Origin of the sequence: Actinacidiphila glaucinigra (assembly GCF_900188405.1) — a bacterium.
In the GTDB taxonomy this organism is placed as follows: Bacteria; Actinomycetota; Actinomycetes; order Streptomycetales; family Streptomycetaceae; genus Actinacidiphila; species Actinacidiphila glaucinigra.
Window position 1 is genome coordinate 488108 of the sequence record NZ_FZOF01000006.1, and the last position, 21522, is coordinate 509629.

A 21522-nucleotide genomic window follows, 5' to 3' on the forward strand; every position below is an offset into this window, starting at 1 on the left:
GCCTGACTTGGCGACGCACCGCAAGCCGCGCCCCCGCGCGCTGACCGTCCCCGGCCCCCGGGCCGCGGTGGGACTCACGACCGCCGCACTGGCGACCGTCACCCTCTTCGGCGAGAGCGCGAGCGCGGCGCCCGCCTCACCCGACAAGCCCTCCATCACCGAGGTCAAGGCCCAGGTCGACAAGCTCTTCCACCAGGCGGAGGCCGCCACCGAGCGCTACAACGGCGCCAAGGAGCAGACCGAGCAGCAGCGCACGCGCGCCGACGCGCTGCTCGACCAGGTGGCCCGCAAGACCGAGACGCTCAACACCGCGCGCCGCACGATCGGCGAGTACGCCGCGGCGCAGTACCGCGGCGGCGGCCTGGACGGGACGACGACCTTCCTGCTCACCTCCGACCCGCAGCAGTTCCTGGACCAGGCGCACCTGATGGACCGCCTGTCCGACCGCCAGGAGCACGCGCTGGAGACCTTCCGCTCCGAGCAGGCCGAGACGACGGCCAAGCGCTCCGAGGCCGTGGAGAGCCTGCAGAAGCTGACCGAGGCCCAGCAGCGGCTGAGCGCGGAGAAGACCGCGGTCAAGCAGAAGCTCGCCGCGGCGCAGAAGTTGCTGAACAGCCTCACCGCCCAGGAGAAGGCGCGGCTGGCGGCGCTGGAGAAGAAGCGCCAGGAGGAGGCCGCCGAGAAGGCGGCGGAGATCGCCGCGAAGGAGAAGGCCGCTCAGGAGGCGGCGGCGAAGGAGTCGGGCTCGTCCACCGGCTCCTCGGGCTCGACGGCCCCGGCGTCGGGGACCTACGCCGCCAAGGCGGCCAAGGCGATCGAGTTCGCGCGGGCCCAGCTGGGCAAGCCGTACGTGTACGGCGCCACCGGCCCGAACTCCTACGACTGCTCGGGCCTGACCCAGGCCGCCTGGGGCGCCGCGGGCGTCTCGATCCCCCGTGTCACCTACGACCAGGTCGACTTCGGCAGCCGCGTCAGCGCGGACCAGCTGCAACCCGGCGACCTGGTCTTCTTCTACTCGGACATCACCCACGTCGGCCTCTACATCGGCGGCGGCCAGATGATCCACGCCCCGCACACCGGGAGCGTGGTGAAGATCGCCCCGATCACGGAGATGCCGATCTACGGCTACGCCCGGATGGCCTGAGCCCGAGCCTGGGCCTGGGCCTGGGCCCCCGCCCGGCCGTCCGCGGCCGGGCTCAGGTCCACAGCACCGCGATGAAGATGTTGGCGGTGGTCAGCGCACCCACGGTGCCGAAGGCCGCCGCCGGCACCTTCTCCTCGTCCCGCTTGACGTAGACCAGGCCGAGGATCACCACCAGGACCGCGAGCTTCACGCCGATCTTGATGTTGTTCACCGGCTGGTCGTCGGCCTGGTTGAGGCCGACCAGCAGCACGCCGGTGACCAGCATGGTCAGCGCGCCGTGCAGCATGCCCGGCACGAAGCGGGCCTCGCCGCGGCCCATGGCCTTCACCTGGGTGAGGAACCCGCCCAGCAGCGCGGCGATGCCGATGATGTGCAGGCCGACGATCAGGTTGATGAGTACGTCCATGGCTCAGGACCCTAACCAGGCCCATACCAGCGCCCGGCACCGAGGTCGCACTCTTCCGTCACATCGATCACAGCCGGACCGAAAGTGACCAGGTCACCCGTCGAACAGCGGTCATCCGTGGGCAGTCCGCGGCCGAATCGGACCAGTCCCGCACAGTGCGGAGCCCCCTCGCGGCGTCCAGGTTTAGCGTCCTGCCCCAGGTGGCCGATCCCCACTGCCGCGCGGACCCCGTCCCCGGCACGGCCGCCCCCGCCGAAGGTCCGGCGGTGGACGGCTCCCCGTCCGCCCGCCGCCGGACCGCCGGGGGACGTACGGACAGCCCGGAAGGAGTGGCGTCGCGTGGCGTCGCACAGAAGGCCCAAGGAACGCGGTCGGGCAGGCACGACCGCGCGCACCGCCGCCGGTCTCGCCCTGGCGGGCGCGGCTTCGGTGACGCTGTTCGGGGAGGCCGGGCACGCGGAACCCCGGCTGACCGCGGACGAGGCCAGGGCCAGGGTGGACCGGCTGTACGAGGAGGCCGAGCAGGCCACCGAGCGGTACAACGGCGCGAAGGAGAAGGCGGACACGGCCACCGGGCGCATCGAGCGCCTCCAGGACGAACTCGCCCGCAGGACCGAGCGCCTCAACGGCACCCGGGACGGCCTCGGCTCCCTCGCCACCGCCCAGTACCGCAGCGGCGGCATCGACCCCGCCGTCCAGCTGGCCCTCGCCTCCTCCCCCGGCGACTACCTGGAGCGCGCCGGGATGCTGGACCGGATGAGCAGCCGCCAGAACGCCGCGCTGCGCGCCCTGTCGGCCCAGCGGCGGGACATCGAGCAGCTGCGCACCGAGACCGAGGGCGAGCTGGCGGAACTGCGCGGCACCCGGGCCGAACTCGCCCGCCACAAGCGCACCGTGGAGCAGCGCCTGGCCTCCGCGCGGCAGCTGCTCGGCCGTCTCACCGCCGGCCAGCGCGCCGAGGTGCTGTCCTCCGGGGGCCACGGTTCCGCCGACCCGGCCCGTGCCGGCCGCGCCGCCACCGGCTCCCGTACCGGCCTGGCGCCCGCCGCCGCCCCCAACGCGCGGGCCGCCCGCGCCGTCTCCTTCGCCTACGACTCCCTCGGCCTGCCCTACGTCTGGGGCGCCACCGGGCCCTCGGCGTACGACTGCTCGGGCTTCACGCAGGCCGCGTGGCGGTCGGGCGGGGTGTCCCTGCCGCGCACGACGTACACCCAGATCAACGCGGGCACCCGGGTCTCCCGCTCCCAACTGGAGCCCGGCGACCTGGTGTTCTTCTACTCGGGGATCAGCCACGTCGGCCTGTACGTGGGCAACGGCATGATGATCCACGCCCCCCGCACCGGTGACGTCGTCAAACTCGCCCCGGTCGACCAGATGCCCTTCGCGGGCGCCACGCGGCCGGCGTGACGCCCGCGCCGCGGGGCCTCAGACCAGCCGGCGGGCGGTCGCCCAGCGGGTGAGTTCGTGCCGGTTGCTGAGCTGCAGCTTGCGCAGCACCGCCGAGACGTGCGACTCGACCGTCTTCACCGAGATGTAGAGCTGCTTGGCGACTTCCTTGTACGCGTAGCCGCGTGCGATCAGCCGCAGCACCTCGCGCTCGCGCTGGGTCAGCCGGTCCAGGTCCTCGTCGACCGGCGGGGCGTCGGTGGAGGCGAAGGCGTCGAGGACGAAGCCGGCCAGCCGGGGCGAGAAGACGGCGTCGCCGTCGGCGACCCGGAACACCGAACTGACCAGGTCAGGGCCGGTGATGGTCTTGGTCACATAGCCGCGGGCGCCGCCGCGGATCACCCCGATGACGTCCTCGGCGGCGTCGGAGACCGACAACGCCAGGAACCGCACGGGGTGTTCGGCGTCGGCCATGAGCCCGGCGCAGCGCTTGAGCACCTCCACCCCGCCGCCGCCCGGCAGATGGACGTCGAGCAGGACGACGCCGGGCCGCGTCGCGGAGATGACGGAGACCGCCTGGTCCACGTCGGCGGCCTCGCCGACCACGTCGACCCCGGTCCGCTCGGTCTCGCCGATCTCGGCCTGCACCCCGGTGCGGAACATCCGGTGGTCGTCGACGAGGACGACCCTCACGCGTCGTTCCGTGCTCATGACGACCTCCCTGGTCCCTGGGCCCTGTCCATCTCCAGCTCCACTTCCGTCCCCCCGCCCGGTGCGGAGCGCAGCCGCGCCTCGCCACCGTTGCGCCGCATCCGGCCGATGATCGACTCCCGGACGCCCATCCTGTCCGACGGTACGTCCTCGAGGTCGAAACCGGGGCCGCGGTCGCGGACCGATACGAAGGCCCTGCTCTCCTCGACCTCCGCGTACACCTGAACGGGTTCGTCCCCACCGTACTTGGCGGCGTTGACCATGGCCTCGCGGGCGGCCTGCATCTGCGCCACCAGGCGCTCGTCGAGCGGGCAGTCGCCGACGCACACCACCTCGACGGGCACCCCGTGCGCGTCCTCCACCTCGGCCGCCGCCCGGCGCACCGCCTCGGCGAGGGTGGCCGGCTCGTCGTCCCTGCCGTTGCCCTCGGGCCGGTAGAGCCAGGCCCGCAGCTCCCGTTCCTGCGCGCGGGCCAGCCGCGCGACCTCGCGCGGTTCCTCGGCGTGCCGCTGGATGAGGGTCAGGGTGTGCAGCACGGAGTCGTGGACGTGTGCGGCGACTTCGGCCCGCTCCTGCGCCCGGATGCGGGCCAGCCGCTCCGCGGACAGGTCCTGGGTCATGCGCACGAGGTACGGTCCGGCGATCAGCGCCGCGCCGACCAGGACGGCGAGCGCGGCCTGCAGGATGGTGCCCAGGTGGCTGACCGAACCCTGCACGACGAGGAAGCCGGTCACACCCACGCCGACGAGGATCACCCCGGCGGCGCCGCGCGCGAAGGGCAGCAGCCTCTTGCGGCGGCTCAGCTCGGCCCAGCGGGCCCGGCGGGCGTTGTCGGCCTGCCGCCACACCAGGGCGACGCCGAGCCCGATCAGCAGCAGCGGCCACACATAGGCGTTGGCCCTGCCGAGGTTGAGGTTGTCCAGCAGGATGCCGAGGCCGATGGCGAGCGCGATGAGCGCGACGATCTGGCCCCGGTCGGGCCTTCGTCCGGCGAGCCAGGAACGGGCGTCGCGCGGCTCCTTGGCCTCGACGACCCCGCCGACGCCGAGCGGCACCACGAACCAGAAGACCGCGTACAGCAGGACGCCGAGGCCCTGGATGGTGGCCAGGACGACGAAGACCACCCGCACCCATGCCACGGGCAGTCCGAGGTGTCCGGCCAGCCCGCGGGCGACACCGCCGATCATCCGGCCCTCGGAGCTGCGGTAGAGCTTGCGGACCGGGGATCCGGCCGTGTCCGGCGGCGCGAAGTACGACGCCCCGTTGGGCGGGCTGGTCGGTGGTCCGGCGGCTGGCATGTCCCGATCGTCACATGTTTCGCGCACGGTGGGTATCAGGGTTGGCCCCCATGCGGGGTCAGGGTCGTTCCGGATACCGGCACACGTCCCGGACCGCCACCATGGAGCCATGACGGAGCAGTACACGGAGACGGAGGCGGCCGGGTCACCGCCGGGCCGGCGGCTGGCGCGCTGCCGCGAGCGGAAGGTGATCGCCGGCGTCTGCGAGGGCGCGGGACGGTACTTCGACATCGACCCGGTGGTCTTCCGGATCGTGCTCGGCGTGCTGGCGCTCACCGGCGGCCTCGGGCTGGTGGCCTACGGCCTGGCGTGGCTGCTCGTCCCGCTGGAGGGGGAGACCGAGAGCGAGGCGCACCGGCTGCTGTCGGGCCGGGTCGAGGGGACGGCGCTGACGGCGGTGCTGGTCGCGCTGGTCGGCTGCGGGCTGTTCCTGTCGATGCTGGGCAGCGGCGGGAACCTGGCCTTCTCGCTGGGGCTGCTGGCGGCCTTCGCCGGCGCGGTGTACTGGTCGGTGCACCGCCGGCAGGCGAGCGAGGCACCCGCGCAGCCGGTCGCGCCGCCGCCGACGCAGCCGCCGCCGCAGCCCGCCACGGCGGCGTGGTGGAAGGAGACCGCGGTCGAGGACGCGCCCCCGGTTCCCGGGCCGGGCGGCTACCTGTGGGGCCCGGACGACGGTCCCTCGGACGTGGAACGCGACCGCCGCGAGTGGCGGGACCGGCGCCGGGCGGTACGGCGCGAGGGCGCCTGGCTCGGTGTGCTGGTGTTCTTCCTGGCGGCGGCCGCGGCCGCGGGCGGCCTCGCCGCGTCCTGGTCGTCCCAGCCACTGGCCACCAGCGTGCAGATCGGCCTCGGCTCCGCACTGGCCGTCTTCGGTCTGGGCTTCCTGGTGAGCACCTGGTGGGGGCGGCTCGGGGGCGGCACCGTCTTCGTGGTGCTGCTGACCGCCGCGCTGCTGGTGGGCTCCACGACACTGCCCCGGTCGGTCGGCACCGACTGGAAGCAGCGCACCTGGACGCCCGCCACGCTCTCGGCGGTGCAGGACTCGTACGAGCTGGGCACCGGCCGGGCGACGCTCGACCTGTCGAAGCTCCAGCCGGGCGGCCGCACCGTCTCGACGCGGGCCCAGATCGGCGCGGGGCAGCTGGTGGTCAGGATCCCGGAGGACCTCACGCTGCGGATGCACGTCCAGGTGGGCGTGGGCGATGTGCAGTTGCCGGGTGAGAAGGAGAAGGACATCGACGTCCAGCCCGGGCTGGACCGGAAGGTGACCCTGGGCCCGGTGGACGGAAGGAAGTCCGAGGGCACGGTGGAGCTGGACGTGGAAGTGGGCGTCGGACAGGTGAAGGTGGTGCAGTTCCCGTGAGACGGCATCCGTTCGCGCCCTCGGCGCTGTTGACCGGGCTGGTCCTGCTGGGGCTGGCCGCGGTGTTCCTGCTCGACGCCGCGGGCGAGATCTCGCTGGCCCCGGCCGCCGCGGCGCCCCTGACCTGTGCGGGTCTGGGGCTCGCGGCACTCGGCTCGGTCGCCTCCCGGATGCTGCGGGGACGGGCCGCCCGGCGCTCAGGCCAGACCGCGCCGTCCCCGGCCGCGCCGTCCGGCGATCATCGCGTCGATGGAGAGTAGCGGGGCGCCGGCGAGGACCAGCGGCAGCCAGGCCATCAGGTAGGCGAGGTCGTTGCCGTAGTAGTACGGCTGCGTGGACCAGCTGATCGTCAGCCACAGGCTCAGCGAGATCAGCGCCCCGCCCAGGGCGGCGATCCGGCTGAGGAGGCCGACGAGGGTGCCGATGCCGACGGCGATCTCACCGATGGCGATGGCGTAGCCGAAGCCGTGCGGGTTCTCCATGGCCAGGTCGATCATGCCCGGGATCGCGGCGGAGCCGCGCACCGCGTTGAGGGTGGCGACGAGCGAGCCGGGCGCGCTGTCGTTGAAGAAGGTGTCGGACATCAGCTTGTCGAACCCGGCGTAGACGAAGGTCACGCCGAGGAAGATGCGCAGTGGCAGCAGCGCGTAGCGCCGGGCCGTGTCCCGCCAGGGCCCCTGGCTGGGGTACCGCTCCGTGTCCCTCGTTCCGCTCATGCCCGTTATACCCGTCACGCTCATGACGTCCGCCCTCTCGCACGCACCCGTCGTGGACCCCCTCCCGGACCGATTCTCCAGGAGCGCCCTAGGAGATACGTAGGCGAAGCGGTCGTCGTTCAATCAAAAAGCTCTGAATTATCGCGAGCTATCCGCTCGTATGTGGGCTGGTAGTTGATCCAGGCGACCAGATCGTGTCCCAGTTGCTCACGGGTGGCGAGCGCGTCCTCGTGCGTGATCCACACCGGCTTGCCCGCCGCCTTCGCGCTCAGCTGCACCTGGCAGGACTTCTCCATCGTCATGAACCACCAGGCCGCCGCGTCCACGGTCTCGCCGACCGTCAGGAGTCCGTGGTTGCGCAGTACCACCGCCTTGTACGCCCCCAGGACCACCGCGATGCGCCGCGCCTGCGCCTCGTCCACCACGACCCCGGTGTAGGCGTCGAAGAGGGCGTGGTCCTCGTAGAAGGCGCAGGCGTCCTGGGTGATCGGTTCCAGCCGCTCCCCCAGCGCGGCCAGCGCCCGGCCGTAGGTCGAGTGGCTGTGCACGACCGCGGTCACGTCGGGCCGCGCGGTGTGCACATGGGCGTGGATGGTGAAGGCCGCCTGGTTGACGTGGTGCCGGCCCTCGACGACGGCGCCGTGCTGGTTGGCCAGGATCAGCTCGCCCACGGTGAGGTGCCGGAACGGCACCCCGAAGGGGTTCACCCAGAAATGGTCCGGCAGCTCCGGATCGCGCACGGTGATGTGACCCGACACCCCGTCCTCGAACCCCAGCTCCGCGAACGCCCGCAGCGCCACCACCAGCCGCTCCTTGCGGTGGCGGCGTTCCTCCGCGGGGTCCTCGAAGGTGGGCGGGAGGGCGAAATGGAGCCGATCGGGCGGTACGGGCTGCGGCGCGGTGTCGGTCATGGCGCGGAAGTTACCCCGAGGTACCGCAGATGAACAGGGGCGATACCAGGTTTCCCCGGTATCGCCCCACGCCTGCCCCACTCAGGGGGCTACTCCCACTCGATGGTCCCCGGGGGCTTGCTGGTGACGTCCAGCACGACGCGGTTGACGTCGGCGACCTCGTTGGTGATCCGGGTCGAGATCCGGGCCAGCACCTCGTACGGCAGCCGCGACCAGTCCGCGGTCATGGCGTCCTCGCTGGAGACCGGTCGCAGCACGATGGGGTGGCCGTAGGTGCGGCCGTCACCCTGCACGCCCACCGAGCGGACGTCGGCGAGCAGCACCACCGGGCACTGCCAGATGTCGCGGTCGAGACCGGCGGCGGTCAGCTCCTCGCGGGCGATGGCGTCGGCCTCGCGCAGCAGGTCCAGACGCTCCTTGGTGACCTCGCCGACGATGCGGATGCCCAGGCCCGGGCCCGGGAAGGGCTGGCGCTGGACGATCTCCTCGGGCAGGCCGAGCTCCTGGCCGACCATGCGGACCTCGTCCTTGAACAGCTTGCGCAGCGGCTCGACGAGCTGGAACTGCAGGTCCTCGGGGAGGCCGCCCACGTTGTGGTGGGACTTGATGTTGGCGGTGCCGGTGCCGCCGCCGGACTCCACGACGTCCGGGTAGAGGGTGCCCTGCACCAGGAACTCGACCGACTCTCCGTGGGCGCCGGCCTCGGCGACGATCTCGCTCGCGGCCTGCTCGAAGACCCGGATGAACTCCCGGCCGATGATCTTGCGCTTCTCCTCGGGGTCGGACACCCCGGCGAGCGCGGTCAGGAAGCGCTCCTGCGCGTCGACGACCTTCAGCTGCACGCCGGTGGCCGCCACGAAGTCCTTCTCGACCTGCTCGGACTCGCCCTTGCGCATCAGGCCGTGGTCCACGTAGACGCAGGTCAGCTTCTCACCGATGGCCTTGTTGACCAGGGCCGCGGCGACCGCGGAGTCCACCCCGCCGGACAGGCCGCAGATGGCGCGCTTGTCGCCGACCTGGGCGCGGATCGCGGCGACCTGCTCCTCGACCACGTTGTGCGTGGTCCAGTCGGGGGCGATGCCGGCGCCGCGGTAGAGGAAGTGCTCGAGCACCTGCTGGCCGTGGTCGGAGTGCAGGACCTCGGGGTGGTACTGGACGCCGTAGAGCTTCTTCTCGTCGTTCTCGAACGCGGCCACCGGCACCAGGTCGGTGGCCGCGGAGACGGAGAAGCCCTCCGGGGCGGCGGTGCAGGTGTCGCCGTGCGACATCCACACCGACTGCTCGGCCGGGGTGCCCTCGAAGAGGGTGGAGCCGGTCTTGCCGACGTGCAGCGGGGTGCGGCCGTACTCACGCGCCCCGGTGTTGTCGACGGTGCCGCCGAGGGTGATCGCCATCAACTGGAAGCCGTAGCACATGCCGAAGACCGGGACGCCCGCCTCGAAGAGGGCGCGGTCCAGCCGCGGGGCGTGCTCGGCGTACACGGACGAGGGGCCGCCGGACAGGATGATCGCCGCGGGCCGCTTGGCCAGCATCTCCTCGACCGGCATCGTGCTCGGCACGATCTCGCTGTAGACCCGGGCCTCCCGGACGCGGCGGGCGATGAGCTGGGCGTACTGCGCCCCGAAGTCAACGACGAGGACGGTGTCGGGGGCGGCTGGGGTCGCTGATGCCACGGTGGGCCTTCCGGCGGTGTCGAACGTGGGGTCCCTGCCGATTCTACCGGGGCCCGCGGCTTTACTTCCCCGCCCCGAGGGCGCACACTGTGCCGCATGCTCCACGGCACGCGCTTCGCGTTTACCTATGGCACCGGCTGGTCCGGCTGCCATGGTCGTGCTGTCTGAGCGAGGAAACGCATCCAGACGTCACCAGGCGCCCCGGGCCACACGGCCCGGGGCGCCTGGCGTTTCCCGTCCCGGGCGGCCCGGGGGCCCGGCCCCCGAGGAGGAACCCCATGAGCAGCACCCCCGCGGCACCGCGGACCACCGACCCCGGCGCCGTCGTCGCGGACGCCCGCGAGCGCATCGACGACCTCGACGCGAGGATCATCGCGCTGGTGCGGGAACGGATGGCCGTCTCGGCGGGCATCCAGCGCGCCCGCATCGAGTCCGGCGGCCGCCGCGTGCACCTCTCCCGCGAGATGGACATCCTCCGCCGCTACAGCGAGCAGTTGGGCAGGCCCGGCACGGCACTCGCCATGACCCTGCTGGAGCTGTGCCGCGGCCGGGTCTGAGACCCCCGTGGCACCGGCCGTATGACCCGTTCGGGGGGCATCACCCGTACGGCACGTGACCGCCTACGGACGCCTTCGTTGAATCCGGTGTCCGTGCCAGCCAGGCGCGGTGACCCTGGGCCAGGGAAGCAAGGACGTCGAAGACCACGCGTGGACACCGCTCAGACGCAGCTGGGCGGGGTGCCACCGGAGCGATGAGGCGCGCCCGCGCGAGTGGAAGCAATGCGGTCGCGCCGTGGGACCTCGCTCCGGTGATAGTGACCGGACGGCAGGGGACAGCAGCCCGGTCACGACTCAAAGTGGCGGTCGGTTCCGGGGACGCCCGGGACCGGCCGCTCTGCGAGGAACACACTACTCATTTCGCGGCACTTGAGCAGGTATCCGACCCTCGATCGAGTGAGTCGGGCCGCACATGGCGCTCTCCGCGCGGTCCGGTGCCCGGTCGGAACACGCCCGGAACACGGCCGGGAGGGCCGCGTCCCGAGCGGGTGCGGCCCCCACGGCGTCCGGGCGTCCGGCGGCGTCAGCTCTTGGGCGGCACCGGCGGGACGGGGAGCACCGGCAGCCGCAGCGCGCCGAAGGCGTCCCCGGGGACGACCGGGCTCCGGGGCTCGACCGCGGCGACGCGCCGGTAGGCCTCGCCCTGGGCCGGGCGCGGGTCGGCGTCGCCCTTGTTGGGCCACAGCGACATGGCGCGTTCGGCCTGCGCGGTGATGGTGAGCGACGGGTTGACCCCCAGGTTGGCGGAGACCGCGGCGCCGTCCACCACATGGATGCCCGGGTGTCCGAAGAGCCGGTGGTACGGGTCGATCACGCCGTGCTCGGCGTCCTCGCCGATCGCGCAGCCGCCCAGGAAGTGCGCGGTGAGCGGGGTGCCCATCAACTCGCCCACGTTGCTGCCTGCGAAGCCGTTGATCTCCTCCGCGAGCAGGCGCGCGGCCTCGGCGCCCTCCGGGATGAAGGAGGGGTTGGGCGCGCCGTGCCCCTGCCGGGCCGTGAGCAGTCCCTTCCCCAAACCCTTGGGCTTGCGGTAGGTGGTGAGCGAGTTGTCCAGGGACTGCATGACCAGGCCGATGATGGTGCGCTCGGACCAGCGGCGGTTGGACAGCGACCGCATCAGCAGCACCGGGTGGCGCGCGCAGTGCGCCAGGTAGGCGAGCCCGCGCGGCAGCCGGGTGCCGTGCGGGACCTGGAGGATGGACAGGCCGCCCATCGAGTTGGAGCCCTTGCCGTAACGGACCGGCTCGATGTGGGTGTTCGCGTCGGGGTGGATCGAGGACGTGATGGCCACCCCGCGCGTGAAGTCCACCCGCGGCTCGCCGGTGCGCCTGCGGTAGCGGCGGCTGTCGGTCTGCGCGCCCACCAGCGCCTCGGAGTTGGTGCGGGTCAGCTCGCCGAGCCGGGCGGACAGGCCCGGCAGCCGGCCCGCGTCGCGCATGCGGTGCAGCAGCGTCTGGGTGCCGTACGTCCCGGCGGCGACGACCACGTGCCCGGCGCGCAGCACGCGCGGCTTCGCCTTGCGGCGGCCGTCGGTGGGGACGACGGTGACGTCGTAGCCGCCCTCGGGGTTCTCCGACAGGGCGGTGACGGTGGTCATCGCGTGGATCTCGGCGCCCGCCTTCTCGGCGAGGTGGAGGTAGTTCTCGTTGAGGGTGTTCTTGGCGCCGTGGCGGCAGCCGGTCATGCACTCCCCGCACTCCGTGCAGGCCCGCCGGGACGGGCCGGTGCCGCCGAAGTACGGGTCGGGGACCTCGCCGCCCGGAGCGGCCTTAGCGTCGCCCGCGGCGTCCCGGCCGTCGCCGAAGAAGACGCCGACCGGGGCCATGTGGAAGGAGTCGCCGACGCCCATCCGCTCGGCGGTCGCCTTGAGGTGGACGTCCGAGGGGGTCATGGTCGGGTTGAGGCGGACGCCGAGCATGCGCTTGGCCTGGTCGTAGTAGGGGGCCAACTCCTCCTGCCAGTCGGTGATGTGGCCCCACTGGCGGTCCTCGAAGAAGGCCTTCGGCGGCACGTACAGGGTGTTGGCGTAGTTCAGCGAACCGCCGCCGACCCCCGCGCCGGCCAGGATCATGACGTTGTCGAGCAGGTGGATGCGCTGGATCCCGTACAGGCCGAGCGCCGGGGCCCACAGGTAGTCCCTGATGTGCCAGGAGTTCTTCGGCAGCGACTCGCGGGTCCAGCGGCGGCCCGCCTCCAGGACGCCGACCGTGTAGCCCTTCTCGGTCAGGCGCAGTGCGGAGACGGAGCCGCCGAAGCCGGACCCGATCACGATCACGTCGTAGTCGTAGGACATCCGCTCCCCCTGCATCAACGCAGCCTCAGCGCCTTCATCACGCGGAGGCTGCGGCTCATGAGGGCCGCGTACGCCGAGTCGTCCATGCCCAGCGACGGGGCCATCGGCAGCAGCCGCTGCGTCGCCACGGTCTGCGCCTCGGTGTACTTGAGGATGCCCTCCGAGCCGTGCCTGCGCCCGAGCCCCGAGTCCTTCATGCCGCCCATCGGGGACTGCACGCTGCCGTACGCCGGCGCGTAGCCCTCGTTGACGTTGACGGTGCCGCTGCGCAGGCGCGCGGCGACGCGGGCGCCGCGACGGGTGTCCTTGGTCCAGACGCTGGAATTGAGGCCGTACGGCGTCGCGTTGGCGCGTTCGACCGCCTCGTCCTCGTCGGTGAAGCGGTACACGGACACCACCGGGCCGAAGGTCTCCTCCGCGCACACGGCCATCGGCGGCTCGACGCCGTCCAGGACGGTCGGCTCGAAGAAGTACGGGCCGACGTCGGGCCGGGCCCGGCCGCCGGTGAGGACGGTGGCGCCCTTGGCGACGGCCTCCTCCACGTGCCGGGTCACGGTCTCCAGTTGGCGCTCGCCGGCCAGCGAGCCCATCCCGGCGCCGTAGGCGAGGCCGGTGCCCAGCTTGAGGGCCCGGGTGCGCGCGGTGAAGCGCTCCAGGAAGGCGTCGGCGACCGAGGCGTGGACGAAGAGCCGCTCGATGGAGATGCACAGCTGGCCCGCCGAGGAGAAGCACGCGCGGACCGCGCCCTCGGCGGCCTTGTCGAGGTCGGCGTCCTCCAGCACCAGCAGGGCGTTCTTGCCGCCGAGTTCGAGGGAGGCGCCGATCAGGCGGGCCGCGGCCCGGGTCGCCACGTCCCGGCCGGTACGGGTGGACCCGGTGAAGGAGACGTAGTCGGCGTGCTCCACGACGGCCGGCCCGACGACCGGGCCCTCACCGATGACGACCTGCCAGACATCGGCGGGCAGCCCGGCCTCGATCAGCTGCTCGCGCGCCCACAGGGCGGTCAGCGCGGTCTCGGTGTCCGGCTTCATCACCACGGCGTTGCCGGCGACGAAGGCGGGCAGCGCGTCGCCGACGGAGAGTTCGAGGGGGTAGTTCCACGGCGCGATCTGGCCGACGACGCCCCGCGGGTGCCGCAGCTCCCGCACCTTGGTGAGGGTCGGGATGGCGCCGGTGTGCCGCTTGGGCCTCAGGTACGACGGGGCCTTGACGCCGTAGTGCCGGGCGGCGACGGCGACCGCCAGCACCTCCTCGTGCGCGTGCAGCCGCGCCTTGCCGGTCTCCAGCTGGATCAGGTCCAGCACCTCGGACTGACGGGCCAGCACGAGGTCGTGGAAGCGGAGCAGCACCGCGGCGCGACTGCGCACCGGCGTGGCCGCCCAGGCCTTCTGCGCCTCCCGCGCCCTCTCGTAGGCCGCCGCCACGTCTTCCGGGGTCGACTCCGGGAGCTCCGCCAGCTTCTCGCCGGTCAGCGGCGTGTGGTTCACGGTCCGGCCGCTGCCGGCGACACCCCGCGTGAGCCGCGCCACGAGGTCCGGGGTCACCACGTCCGCCGCGGTCCTGGTGCCGGAGGGGGCGACCGGATTGCCGTTACCGGCAGTAGGAGAGTCCGTCATGGCGGGAGCGTACGACGGGGTGGCACCGCGTGCATACCCGTCAGTAGCCGGTTTTCACAATTACGCCAGCAAAAGCTGGCAGGAACGCCGCGACCCGTGCCCCGCCCGCCCCGCGCGGGCGCTCACCCGGCGCGGAAGGCGGCGCGGGCGGTGTCGAAGTAGTCACGGCCCCGCTCGGCCTGCTGGAGCGGCGAGGAGACCCACAGGTCGTACTGGCGGCCGCCCTCCTCCCAGCACAGGTCGAAGGTGCGGCGCGGCACGCCGGGCGTGAAGCCGTCCCAGGTGAACTGCCACAGCGCGGCCGGGTGCCCGTTCTGCGTGGTCGGGGTGACGAAGCCGTCCCGGTAACCCTGGTAGGCGTCCGCGCCGGCGGCGTCCTGGGCCCGCATGACCGCCTCGGGCCCGCGGGGGTCGGGGCGCTGGGCGCGGATGCCGACGCGGAACTCCTTGCCGGCGGAGTAGTAGAAGATGCGCGGCGGTTCGAGGGAGCGCCGGAAGCCCTCCGGCAGGGCGAGCGAGAAGCCCGCGGGGTCGTCGACGGTGCGGAAGCCCGCGGGGAGCGCCGGGGTGGCCGACGCGGGGTCCGCCGGAGCGGACGCGGCGGACGGGGAGGTCCGCGCGGGTGCGCCGCTCGTGACGGTGGTCCGGTCCGGTGCGGCGCCGCCCGTCGAACCCCCGTCCGGCAGCAGGGAGGCCGCCGCGACGCCGGCCCCCGCCAGCACCGCCACGGCCAGCACGGCCGCCAGCGGGCCCCGCCTGCGCCGGGCCCGGGGAAGCGGCGCGTCCTGGCGCTCCGTCTCCGTGCCGGGCACGGGCGCGGGCACCGCGGTGGGCGGCACGCCCGTCTCCGCGTACGCGGCGAGCAGTTCCTCCGTCTCCCGCGCGGTCGGCCGCCGCTCGGGCTCGCGCCGCAACAGGGCCTCGACGACCGGCAGCAGCGGCCCGGTCCGCTCCGGCGGCCGGATCTCCTCGAACACGACGGCGTGCAGCACCTCCCCCAGGGAGTCCCGGCGGAACGGGGACCGCCCGACGACCGCCGCGCACAGCAGCACGCCCACCGACCACAGGTCGGAGGCGGGCCCCGCGGCCTGCCCGGACATGCGCTCGGGGGCGGTGTACTCGGGCGAGCCCACGAAGTCCCCGGCCTCGGTCAGCGTGGTCGCGCCGGTCACCCGCGCGATGCCGAAGTCGGTCAGCACGATCCGCCCGGTGCCGTGCTCGACGAGGACGTTGCCGGGCTTGATGTCCCGGTGCAGCACGCCGCGTTCGTGCGCGGCCCGCAACGCACCGGTGACGGCGGCGCCGATCCGGGCGGCCTCGCGCGGGGGCAGCGGGCCGTCCTGGGCGAGGACGTCGGCGAGCGAGCGGCCGTCGACGAGCTCCATGACGATCCAGGGGGAGCCGTCCTGCTCGACCACGTCGAAGAGGACGATCACATGGGGGTGGCGTATCCGGGCGACCGTGCGCGCCTCCCGCAGGGCGCGGTCCTCGTCGCCCTCGGCGTGCAGCTCCTTGACCGCCACCCGGCGGCCGAGCAGTTCGTCGTCGGCCCGCCACACCGTGCCCATGCCGCCGCGCCCGAGCCGCCCCGTGATCCGGTACCGCCCGGCGACCAGCCGCCCCCCGTCGCCCCTCATGGGGCCATGATGCCTCACCGCCGGTCACCCGGCCGGTTCCGGCCGCCAGGTCTGCAGGGCCACCTGGAACCGGGCGGAGGAGGCCGCCCAGTCGCCGGCCGGCGCGCCCATGCAGAGGACGTACTCACGGCCGTCGGCCGTCCCGTATGCCTGGTCGACGGCACGGCGCGGGTCCGGGTGCTCCTTGGAGTCGGTCCAGGTGAACTCCCACAGGCATCCGTCGCCGCCCCGGAAGGTGTTCTGGTGCAGCCGCACCCGGGTGTAGTCGGGGAGCGCTCGCACGCTCTTCTCCAGCTGGAGCAGGTGCATGTGCGGGTTGACGCCAGGCGCGGCGCGGCCGACGCCGACACGCAGCCGGTGGGCGCCGCCGTCGGGCGTGTAGTCGATCTGGTTGCCGTCCAGTTGGCGTTGCCGGCCGCGCGGCACGGCGAGGCTGAAGCCCGCCGGGTCGTGGACGCGCACGTAGCCGGCCGGGACCCCGGTGCCGTCGCCGGTGCTGTTGCCGCGCCCTTCGACCACCGCGAGGACGCCTCAGGTGCCGCCAGCAGCGCCCCGGGACCGTGCGGTTCCGGTCCGGGCGCCGTGCTCAGGTGGTGCGGTAGGTCTCCGCGGCCTTCTCGAAGTACCGCTTGACGTCGGCGCGCCTGCCGTCCGGCCCGACGACCAGGACGACGTGGTACCTGCCGTCGCGGATCATCACCAGGTTGCGCGCGAACAGCTGCCGCCCTGAGGCGTCGCTCCAGCTGAACTCGCCTTCCGCGGCGGAGATCCCGCCCATGTCGAGGCGCCGCAGCCCGGAGGCCGAGGACCAGCCGGAGGCGCGGAAGCCCGCCAGCTCCGGCTCGTCGTTCTGGTAGACGATCGGGTCGCTGCCCTTGTCGGCGACGGTGTCGCGGCCGGGCACGACCAGCAGCTGGTAGTCGCCGCCGGTGTAGCGGACCTGCCCGTCGGCGTTCCTGCCCGTGCGCTGCCAGCCGTTGGGGACGGCGAGGCGGAAGCCCTCCGGATCGGTGCGCAACCGGAAGTCGCCGCCGAGGCCGGTGGCGGCGCCGTCGTCCGCGGGGGTGGACCGCGTGGGCGGCGGGGCGCTCGTGGCGGGGGCCGAACTCCGCGGGGCCTTGGTGGCCGGCGACCCGGTGTTCCGCGGCTTCGTCGACTGCGGCCGGTCGTCACCGCCGGGCACTTGCGCGGGCAGGGTCCGCGTGGCGCCCGCCGCGCCCTCGTCGTCCCCCGTCCCGCCGCGCGGCATGAAGAGCACCGCGTAGAGCACGGCGGCGACCATCAGCAGCAGCACCAGCCCGACCAGGGTGACCCCGAGGCTGCGCGGCCCGCGCGCGGACCGCTGCGTGCGCTCCTTGGTGCGCTTGTGCCGCCCGTGCGCGGAAGGGGCGGGCACGGGGTCGGCGGCAGCGGCCTTGCGGCGGCGCACCAGTTCGCCCCGGCGCCGTACGACGGGGAGCTTGTGCGGGTCGTCGGCGGGCACGGGCACCGTGCTCAGCCCCAGGTCCGGCTCCGGCGCGGACCGGACGAGCGAGCGCAGCCAGCCGCGCAGTTCCTCCGCGTCGGGCCGCTCCTCGGGGTCCTGGCGGAGCAGGGACTCCACGACGGGCCGCAGCGGGCCGCACTCCTCGGCGTACGCGGGCGGTTCGGCTATGACCAGCTGGACCAGTTCCGCGGTGTTCTCCTCCGGGAACGGCGGATGCCCCTGGACGCTGCGGAAGAGCAGCGAGCCCAGCGCCCACAGGTCGGCGGCCGGACCGACGGGCGGGGCGAGCTGCCAGTTCTCGTGGACCGCGGTGGCCTGCTCCGGGGCCCACCGCTCGGTGACCGGGCCGATCACGGTGAGCCGGGCCTGCCGGGCGCGTTCCAGCTCCAGCGCGGAGTGCGGGCCCTCCCAGCCGCCGCCGGGCGCCTCGCCGCCCCCCGCCATGGCGGGCACCGGCACCGGGTTGTACCCGCACAGCGCCTCCTGGGCGGCGCCCACGGCCAGGCCGGAGAGCATCGCCCGGCCGTCGTCGCAGACCAGTACGGTGCCCCCGGTGACGTTGCGGTGGACCCAGCCGTGCGCGTGCAGCACGCGCAGCGCGGTCAGCACGTCGGAGGCCACCTCGGCGGCGCGGTACGGGCTGAGCCGCTTGTCGGCGAGGACCGCGGCCAGCGGGCGGGCGGCGACCAGTTCGCTCACTATCCACACGCTGCCGTCCTCGACGAAGATGTCGAAGACCTGCACCAGCCGGGGGTGGTCGGGTATCGCGGCCGCGGCCCGCGCCGCCTCGAGGGCCCGGTGGGCGGTGTCCCCGCCGTCCCCTTGGTGCGGCCCGGGCTCGGCGCTGACGACCTCGGGCAGCAGTACCTGGCGTATCAGCACCTCCTGGTTGCTGAACGTGTCCCAGGCCCGGGTCTCCACCAGTTCGAACTCGTCGGCGGGCGGCCGCGGCAGGCGGTAGCGGTCGGCCAGTACGCGTCCCGCGTAGTCGTCCACGACGCCTCCCCAAAGCGTCAGATCCGATCCGTTGTGGATGCGGACAGTCCGCAATGACTCACGATACGTCCCCGAGCGGCGTCACTTGGCCGGTTTGAAGGTGTTGAAGAGCGCATCGCGCATCTCCGTGGTCTTCTTGCTGTTCCACTCGGCGTCCGGCGCGAAGAAGAGGATGGCGTAGCCGTGCCCGTCGTCCACGACGAAGCCCCGGTTGACGGCGCGCATCTTGGTGCCGCCGGACATGTAGGTGAACGTCCAGTCCGCGGCGGTGCGGTAGCCGCGGTAGTCCACGTCCTTTATGTCCACCTTCTGGTAACCGGGGAACCTGCCCGCCGCGCCGGCCTCGTTCTGGCGCCAGGCGTCCGCCGCGCTCTTGCCGGGGGTGTGGGTCCAGTCGACCTGTACCCGGGGGCTGCGGCGGGCGTTGAAGACCCAGCCGTTGCCGGCCCGCTCCTTGTTCGCCGCCCAGCCGCTCGGCAGCGCTATCGAGAAGCCCTCGGAGTCGGTGTAGGTCGTCCAGCCGGCCGGGACGGCGGTGGAGCCGTCCTTCCCGCCGCCGGAGCCGCCGCCGGAGGATCCGGAGGAGGAACTGCCCGACCCCTTGCCGGAGTCGTCGTCCTTCCCCTTGCCGGAGTCGTCGCCGCCCTTGTCGTCGCCGCCCTCGCTGCCCTTGCCCTTGTCGTCGCCGCCCTTGCCGTCCTGGACGCCGTCGTCACCGGACTTGGCGCTCGCCGGGGCGGACGGACTGGCGGGCTGGCGCGCGCCCGGGTCGTCGTCGCCCTGGCCGGCCCAGATGCCGATGCCGGTCCCGAGCAGCACGAGGACGACCACGATCGCCGCGAAGAGCACCGCGCGGCGGCGTCGCTCGTCCATCGACGCCAGGAGCGGCAGCCGGGGCGCGGTGGCCGGGGCGGCGGCGGGCACCGGTACCGGCGCGACCGGTGCGGACGCGGTCGCCGGGGTGGCCTCGGGCTCCGGCTTCGCCTTGGCGGCCCGCAGCGCCGCCTGGTCGGCCGCGGCGGCCCGGGTGGCCGGGGGCGCGTCGGTGGGCGTCGGCTGCGGGTCGGAGGGCGGCAGCGGCATGGTCCGCGTGGCCTCCGCGACCGGGACGTCCGGCGCGTGGGCGACACCCTTGAGCAGCGGGCGCACGCCCGCGTCGTCGAGCCGCAGCTCCGGGTCCTTGTTGAGCAGCCCGTGGATCGCGTCGGCGAGCGGGCCCGCGTTGCGCGGGGTCTGCAGCGACTCGGTCATGACCGCGGTGAGCGTGGCGATGGCCGAGCCCTTGTCGTACGGCGGCCGGCCCTCGACCGAGGCGTACAGCAGCGCGCCCAGCGACCACAGGTCGGCCGGCGGGCCCGGCTTCTGGCCGCGCGCCCGCTCCGGCGAGATGTACGAGGGAGCGCCGACCAGCATGCCGGTGGAGGTGACGGACGGGTCGCCGTCGATCTGGGCGATGCCGAAGTCGCTGAGCACGACGCGGCCGTCGTCGGCGATCAGGACGTTGGACGGCTTCACGTCACGGTGGAGGATGCCCTCCTTGTGGGCGGCCCGCAGGACGTCCAGCACGGTCAGCCCCACCTCGGCGGCGCGCTTGGGCGTGAGCGGCCCGTCCTCGCGGATCGCGTCCGACAGCGAGCGGCCCTCGACCAGCTCCATCACGATCCAGGGCCGGTCGTCCTCCTCGACGACGTCGAAGACGGTCACCGCGCCGGTGTTGCGGATCCGGGCGGTCGCCTTGGCCTCGCGCAGGGTGCGGGTGATCAGGCGGCGCTTCTCGTCCTCGTCGATGTTGTGCGGGAAGCGCAGCTCCTTCACGGCGACCGTACGGCCGAGCGTCTCGTCGACGGCCCGCCAGACGGTGCCCATGCCGCCCTTGCCGAGGACGGCGCCGAGTCGGTACCGGTCGGCGATGAGACGCTGGTCGGTGTCGTGCGCCTGGCCCATGAATTCCCTCTGCAGTCGCTGAAGATGAAGCTCCCTCATCGCCTGCATGCGGCGACCGCGGGATGGAGACCTCCATCATCCCTGACTCGGGGCCGTGGTCCCACCCCGGCCCCGCCGTGTGCTAGTCGTGAACGACGAGTCCGGCCACCGCGTTGTCGAAGACCGGCCGGAAATCGCCCCATTGGGCTGTCGGCGCGGAGAGGTAGACGGCGAACTCGCGTCCACCGGGCTCCCCGAAGCCGAGGTCGATGGCCCGGAATTCGCGGGCCTTGCCCTGGAAGGCGAACTCCCATATGGCGGCCGGGCGATCACGCCAGCGGGTGCTCTGCATCCGCAGCCGCTCGTACCCGTCCAGCTTGGGGATGGTCTGCTGCTCCTCCTCCTCGAAGTGCTCCAGGGGGTCGCTCGCCGCGTAGTCCAGCGTGCCGATCCGCAGGCCGGCCAGTTCACTCGGATCGACGTAGATGACCTGATCGCCCTGCACCTGACGGGTCCACCCGTCGGGCACCGGGACGGAGAAGCCGTACTCGGGCTCCTCGGCCAGGTGGTAGCCGGCCGGCACGGGCGAGGGGCCCGGAGCCGACGGGGACGGTGAGGGCGACGGGGAGGACGGGGAGGACGGCGGCGAGGACGTCGCCGAGTGGCTCGGCCCGGCCCCGTCGCCCTGGGTGCCGGTGGAGCCGCCGAAGTGCTGGGCGGCGTAGAACCCGCCGCCGGCGAGGGCGACGGCCAGCGCCACGGCGACCACCGCACGTACGCCGGTGCGACGCCGGCGCCCGGGGGCCGCCGGCGGGGCCGCGATCCCCGACGGGACCGTGGGCGCGTGCGGCGGCTCGGGCTGCGGGGCGGGTGTCCGGGGCCGGACGACGGCGGTCGGCGCGGTGTGCGACACGGTGAGGCTGTCGCGGGGGACGCTCTCGGTCGCGGTCTCGGCGACACCGGCCCGCAGCAACCGCTCTGCCTCCTCCGCCGACAGACGCCCCTCCGGCTCCCGCACCAGCAACCCCGCGATCACCGGCCCCAACGCCCCCGCACGACCCGCCACCGGCACCTCGTCCGTCGCGATCGCATACGCCGTCTCGATCGCCGTGTCCCGACGAAACGGCGAACGCCCCTCCACCGCCTGGAACAACGTCGCCCCCAACGCCCACAGATCCGCCCCCGGCCCCGGCACACCACCGGTCAACCGCTCCGGAGCCAGAAAGTCGATCGACCCGATCAACTCACCCGTCCGCGTCAACGTCGACGTCCCCGAAGCCTGCGCGATCCCGAAATCCGTCAGCACCACCCGACCCGACTCCGACAACAGCACATTGCCCGGCTTCACATCCCGGTGCAGCACCCCCGCCGCGTGCGCCGCCCGCAACGCCGCCACCATCGCCCGC

The 21522-nt window shown here is 73.4% G+C and carries 18 protein-coding genes; 5 read left to right on the forward strand and 13 right to left on the reverse strand.

The annotated features are described in order from the left end of the window. Positions 1-7 precede the first annotated feature (7 nt). A complete protein-coding gene (locus CHF15_RS15860; RefSeq protein ID WP_089224412.1) occupies positions 8-1144 on the forward strand; it encodes a C40 family peptidase in 1137 nt (378 codons plus the stop codon). A gap of 52 nt (positions 1145-1196) precedes the next feature. On the opposite strand, the gene CHF15_RS15865 is transcribed toward CHF15_RS15860, so the two are convergent. Beyond that, on the reverse strand, positions 1197-1550 hold the full coding sequence (locus CHF15_RS15865; protein WP_089224413.1) for a hypothetical protein: 354 nt from the start codon (positions 1548-1550) through the stop codon (positions 1197-1199). A 339-nt stretch (positions 1551-1889) separates the two neighbouring features. Between CHF15_RS15865 and CHF15_RS15870 the strand changes: the two genes are divergently transcribed. Beyond that, complete coding sequence (locus tag CHF15_RS15870) at positions 1890-2957, forward strand: C40 family peptidase (protein ID WP_089224414.1); 1068 nt, start codon at positions 1890-1892, stop codon at positions 2955-2957. 18 nt (positions 2958-2975) lie between these two features. Here the strand turns inward: CHF15_RS15870 and CHF15_RS15875 are convergent, their stop codons facing one another. Both CHF15_RS15875 and CHF15_RS15880 read right to left on the reverse strand, forming a co-directional pair. Next, positions 2976-3647, reverse strand: a complete 672-nt coding sequence (locus tag CHF15_RS15875) for a LuxR C-terminal-related transcriptional regulator (RefSeq protein ID WP_089224415.1) — start codon at positions 3645-3647, stop codon at positions 2976-2978. Continuing rightward, positions 3644-4945 (reverse strand): ATP-binding protein, encoded by a 1302-nt coding sequence (locus tag CHF15_RS15880; RefSeq protein WP_089224416.1) that lies wholly within the window; start codon positions 4943-4945, stop codon positions 3644-3646. Before CHF15_RS15880 ends, CHF15_RS15875 begins: the two co-directional genes overlap by 4 nt. Positions 4946-5054: 109 nt before the next feature. Between CHF15_RS15880 and CHF15_RS15885 the strand changes: the two genes are divergently transcribed. Both CHF15_RS15885 and CHF15_RS15890 read left to right on the forward strand, forming a co-directional pair. Further along, positions 5055-6308, forward strand: coding sequence for a PspC domain-containing protein (locus tag CHF15_RS15885; protein WP_089224417.1), 1254 nt, complete (start codon positions 5055-5057; stop codon positions 6306-6308). After that, a complete protein-coding gene (locus CHF15_RS15890; RefSeq protein ID WP_089224418.1) occupies positions 6305-6568 on the forward strand; it encodes a hypothetical protein in 264 nt (87 codons plus the stop codon). Before CHF15_RS15885 ends, CHF15_RS15890 begins: the two co-directional genes overlap by 4 nt. On the opposite strand, the gene CHF15_RS15895 is transcribed toward CHF15_RS15890, so the two are convergent. The 3 genes from CHF15_RS15895 to guaA form a co-directional block, all read right to left on the reverse strand. After that, positions 6506-7024, reverse strand: coding sequence for a DoxX family protein (locus tag CHF15_RS15895; RefSeq protein ID WP_089224419.1), 519 nt, complete (start codon positions 7022-7024; stop codon positions 6506-6508). The genes CHF15_RS15890 and CHF15_RS15895 overlap by 63 nt on opposite strands. A 119-nt stretch (positions 7025-7143) precedes the next feature. Further along, complete coding sequence (locus CHF15_RS15900) at positions 7144-7935, reverse strand: class II aldolase/adducin family protein (protein ID WP_089224420.1); 792 nt, start codon at positions 7933-7935, stop codon at positions 7144-7146. An 89-nt stretch (positions 7936-8024) separates the two neighbouring features. Continuing rightward, complete coding sequence (gene guaA, locus CHF15_RS15905; protein ID WP_089224421.1) at positions 8025-9608, reverse strand: glutamine-hydrolyzing GMP synthase; 1584 nt, start codon at positions 9606-9608, stop codon at positions 8025-8027. Between the two features lie 278 nt (positions 9609-9886). Here guaA and CHF15_RS15910 point away from each other — a divergent pair, with 278 nt between their 5' ends. Next, positions 9887-10165: a chorismate mutase gene (locus tag CHF15_RS15910; RefSeq protein ID WP_089224422.1), complete on the forward strand. Its 279-nt coding sequence runs from the start codon at positions 9887-9889 to the stop codon at positions 10163-10165. Between the two features lie 523 nt (positions 10166-10688). Here the strand turns inward: CHF15_RS15910 and CHF15_RS15915 are convergent. The 7 genes from CHF15_RS15915 to CHF15_RS45715 form a co-directional block, all read right to left on the reverse strand. Continuing rightward, the gene (locus CHF15_RS15915; RefSeq protein ID WP_089224423.1) at positions 10689-12473 is read right to left on the reverse strand and encodes a GMC family oxidoreductase N-terminal domain-containing protein; all 1785 of its coding nucleotides are present in this window, start codon (positions 12471-12473) and stop codon (positions 10689-10691) included. Beyond that, positions 12473-14074, reverse strand: coding sequence for a succinic semialdehyde dehydrogenase (locus tag CHF15_RS15920; RefSeq protein WP_089224424.1), 1602 nt, complete (start codon positions 14072-14074; stop codon positions 12473-12475). Before CHF15_RS15920 ends, CHF15_RS15915 begins: the two co-directional genes overlap by 1 nt. Positions 14075-14196: 122 nt before the next feature. Beyond that, complete coding sequence (locus CHF15_RS15925) at positions 14197-15711, reverse strand: serine/threonine-protein kinase (RefSeq protein ID WP_089224425.1); 1515 nt, start codon at positions 15709-15711, stop codon at positions 14197-14199. Positions 15712-15735: 24 nt separating this feature from the next. Further along, positions 15736-16230 (reverse strand): hypothetical protein, encoded by a 495-nt coding sequence (locus CHF15_RS15930; protein WP_089224426.1) that lies wholly within the window; start codon positions 16228-16230, stop codon positions 15736-15738. A 67-nt stretch (positions 16231-16297) separates the two neighbouring features. After that, positions 16298-18193 (reverse strand): serine/threonine protein kinase, encoded by a 1896-nt coding sequence (locus CHF15_RS15935; protein WP_089224427.1) that lies wholly within the window; start codon positions 18191-18193, stop codon positions 16298-16300. A gap of 81 nt (positions 18194-18274) precedes the next feature. Then, complete coding sequence (locus CHF15_RS15940; RefSeq protein ID WP_089224428.1) at positions 18275-20137, reverse strand: serine/threonine-protein kinase; 1863 nt, start codon at positions 20135-20137, stop codon at positions 18275-18277. 121 nt (positions 20138-20258) lie between these two features. Beyond that, the coding region (locus CHF15_RS45715) for a protein kinase domain-containing protein (protein ID WP_089224472.1) at positions 20259-21522 on the reverse strand (1264 nt) is incomplete at its 5' end.